Source organism: Paenibacillus sp. 598K (assembly GCF_003851045.1).
In the GTDB taxonomy this organism is placed as follows: Bacteria; Bacillota; Bacilli; order Paenibacillales; family Paenibacillaceae; genus Paenibacillus_D.
Genome location: NZ_BFBX01000027.1, coordinates 529 through 3,879 on the forward strand (window position 1 = coordinate 529; position 3,351 = coordinate 3,879).

5 protein-coding genes are annotated in these 3,351 nt (G+C 64.3%); all 5 read left to right on the top strand.

Going from position 1 to position 3,351, the window contains the following annotated elements; translation table 11 throughout:
- On the top strand, positions 1 to 257 hold a 257-nt coding region (locus tag PA598K_RS09790; RefSeq protein ID WP_446674097.1), incomplete at its 5' end, for an AMP-binding enzyme.
- Complete coding sequence (locus PA598K_RS09795) at positions 254 to 535, top strand: phosphopantetheine-binding protein (protein WP_185601784.1); 282 nt, start codon at positions 254 to 256, stop codon at positions 533 to 535. The genes PA598K_RS09790 and PA598K_RS09795, both read left to right, overlap by 4 nt.
- Positions 532 to 1,536 (top strand): DUF6005 family protein, encoded by a 1,005-nt coding sequence (locus PA598K_RS09800; RefSeq protein ID WP_128656777.1) that lies wholly within the window; start codon positions 532 to 534, stop codon positions 1,534 to 1,536. The genes PA598K_RS09795 and PA598K_RS09800 overlap by 4 nt, the downstream gene beginning before the upstream one ends.
- The gene (locus PA598K_RS09805; protein ID WP_128656778.1) at positions 1,533 to 2,393 is read left to right on the top strand and encodes a sugar phosphate isomerase/epimerase family protein; all 861 of its coding nucleotides are present in this window, start codon (positions 1,533 to 1,535) and stop codon (positions 2,391 to 2,393) included. Before PA598K_RS09800 ends, PA598K_RS09805 begins: the two co-directional genes overlap by 4 nt.
- A gap of 145 nt (positions 2,394 to 2,538) precedes the next feature.
- The coding region (locus PA598K_RS09810; RefSeq protein WP_260405340.1) for a FecCD family ABC transporter permease at positions 2,539 to 3,351 on the top strand (813 nt) is incomplete at its 3' end.

A 3,351-nucleotide genomic window follows, 5' to 3' on the forward strand; every position in this document is an offset into this window, starting at 1 on the left:
AGCAGGTGCTGCTGGAGCTGCCCGGGGTCGCCGAGGCCGTCGTCTATCGAGGGAGACACCCGGTCATGGGCGAGCGCGTGCAAGCGCTCGTCGTGCCGTCGCGGCCGTTGCAGGAGCGGGAGGTGCTGGCATGGTGCCGGGAGCGGCTGCCGGAGTACCAGACGCCGTCGCGGATCAGGTTGGTGGACCGTATCCCGCGGCTGCCCTCGGGCAAGATCAGCCGCAGACGATTAACAGAGGAGGAGGGGCAAGGATGAGAAGAGAAGCGTATCGCTTGCGGCTGCGCGAGGTGATGGCGCGCCATCTGCAGCTCGATGAGCTGCCGGAGCGTCTGGAGGATCGTCAGCGGCTGGCGGAGGACCTGGGGGTGGATTCGATCATGCTGATGCAGCTGATCGTCTGGATCGAGCTGGAGATGAAGCTGGACGTGCCTGAGCACGAGGTAGACGCCAGGGCGTATGTGACGATCGGCGCGCTGCTCGACTTCATGCTGACGTTGCAGGAGACCCGCGAGGAGGAGGTGCGGGGCGCATGATCAAGATTCATTGTCTGATGAGCTGTCTCTGCGAGATTATTAAGCGCCGCAGCGAGGTCGACCATCGACCCTTCTACTTTGGCGTATGGGATGCGCCGTTTGCGTTGTCGGAGGCAGGCGGACTGGCCTATCATGCCGAGTCGCTCTCGCACCAGCCGCTGCTCGATCAATACGAGCGGATGTTTGGTCTGACGGTGCGGCCGTGGCATGATCCGCGAGCGACCAAGGAGGCCAACCGGGAGACGCTGCTGCGCCTGCTCGAGGACAAGCCGGAGCACCGGTATATTATGGTCATGCTGGACATGTGCCAGCTGCCGGGTCGCGAGACCAAGGCCAATTTGAGCCCGTTTCCCCATTACTTGATGGTCTCGAAGACGGCGGATGAGGATCGCTGGTTCGTATTCGACCCTGACTTTCGATGGGAGGGCGAAGCGGACAAGCGCGATGTGCTGGCGGCCATCGCGGCGCTGGAGGACGGCGCGGGCTACGTGATCGATGCCGAGCGGATCGTCAGCCCTTCGCTTGAGACGGTGGATCGCTGGTTCGTCGACACCTTCCGGCCTGACGTCAACCCGCTCACCGCGCAGGTGCGGGCGATCCTTCGTCGCGCCGAAGCGGACAGCGAGGGAGCGGGGCTAGGCGTGCTGCTGGAGCAGCTGGGGCAGCTCAAGGTACTTGCTGTGCGCAAGTACGGCTACGAGTACGCGCTCATGTATTTCCAGGATACGCTCGGCTACTCTCGCGATCATTTCCTCCGCTGGGCCAATCAGATCGAGGATCTCGCCCAGGGCTATTCGACCGCGCAGTACATGTCGGTCAAGCTGGCGATGACCGGCAATCGGGCCTTGCTGCCGGTGCTCTACGACAATCTCGACGAGGTGGATGCGATCGAGCGGGAGATCAAGGAAGAGATCGGCCGTCAGCATGAAGCGTGGCGCGCCGCTGTCCTCTCCCCTTCGACGCGCGTTCCCGCGCCGGCGGAAGGCGGTCGGGCAGGATGAGACATGCGCTGTGCACGATCTCGTACCGGCATCAGCTGACCTCGTTTGGCGAGCTGGTCCGGCTGGCATCCCGGCTCGGCCTCGACGGGATCGAGCTGTGGGGCGTCCATGCCGGACAGCTCTACGAGCAAGAGCGCCGTCAGACCGAGGAGGGGCTGCGACGGCTGCTGGGAGCAGGGGCGGAGATCTCTATGATCAGCGACTATATCGACCTGTCGCCCGGCGCCGATCGGGACGCCGCTCGCGACCGATGTCTGCGTCAGCTCGAGCGTGCCCGCTGGTTCGGCGCCGGCCGCATCCGTTGCTTTGCAGGCCATCGGGCGAGCCGGGATCTCAGCGACGGTGAGCGCGAGGCGATCGTCGAGCAGGCGGTGGCGCTTGGACGGCTGTGCCTGGAGGCAGGCGTGCAGCTGTTGCTCGAGACGCATCCCGGCACGCTGCTCGATCGTCTCGACGTCACGGCGCGGGCGATGGAGCAGGCAGAGCAGGCCTGTCCCGGCGCCGTCGGCCTGAACCTCGATGTGCTGCATCTGTGGGAGACGGGCACGTCGCCGCTCGTCGGCTGGCAGCGGCTCCGGCGATGGACAGGCAGCCTTCATCTGAAGAATATCGATCGTCTGGAGCATGTCTCCGTCTTTGCGCCAGCCCAAGTGTATGACGCCAGCGGCAGCCGCGAGGGGATGCGCGGACTCGGAGAGGGGGCGATCGACTATCGGCCGCTGCTGACGGAGCTGAGCGGTCAGCCGATCTTCGGGTCGATCGAATGGTTCGGCGCCGATCCGACGGACCGGCTCGCCCGGGACCTCGTCTGGCTGCGCGAGCAGGAGCGAGTCGCGCTTGCCGTTGGCATCGACTGAGCGAGTCCCCTGCAGCGCAATATGGTCCATGTAAAGGAGACAATCGTATCCATAGGCAGCGCATTCGTCGTCGCTTATAATGATAATGGTTCTCATTGGACCGGCAATTGATCTTAGAGAAGTCATAGGGGGAAGCGCAACCGACGTGAACAGTCTGATCAAACATCCTGTCGCCAAAGCTCTGGCGCTCACGGGCGCTGCCGTGCTGCTGCTCGTCGTTATGCTGGTCGGCGTCCGGTCCGGCTACCATACATTCGGCATGGCTCAGCTGCAGGAGGCTCTGTATCGCTTCGATGGGTCCAACGAGCATCTGATCATCCGAACGGTGCGAATCCCGGCCGTTCTGATCGGCGCTGCCGTCGGCGCCAGTCTGGCGATCGCAGGGGCGCTGATGCAGGTGCTGACCCGCAATCCGCTGGCCTCGCCGTCGGTGCTGGGCGTTAACGCCGGGGCCGTGCTCTTCATCGTCTTCGTCGTCACGATGACGGATTGGGACTTCGATCTAGGCGATATGATCTGGGTTGCCTTTGCCGGCGCGGCAGCGAGCAGTCTGCTCGTCATCGCGCTCGGCTCGGCAGGCAGGGGCGCCTTCCAGCCTGTCCGGATGACCTTGGCAGGGACAGCCTTCGCAGCCTTCGCTTCCTCGATCACCTCCGGCCTCATGCTGCTTAACAATGCCTCGCTGGATGAGCTGCTATTCTGGATGGTCGGCTCGGTCAACGGCAGGAAGCTGGACAGTCTGCTCGAGCTGCTGCCCTATCTGGCAGTCGGCTGGGCGATGGCGCTGCTGCTCGGCAGGTCGCTGAACATTATGGCGATGGACGATGACGTGGCCAAGGGACTCGGTCAATGGGCGTTCGCCGCCAAGGGACTGACGCTGATCGCCGTCATCCTGCTGGCGGGCGGCTCCGTGGCGCTGGCAGGGCCGATCGCCTTTGTCGGCTTGATGGTGCCGCAT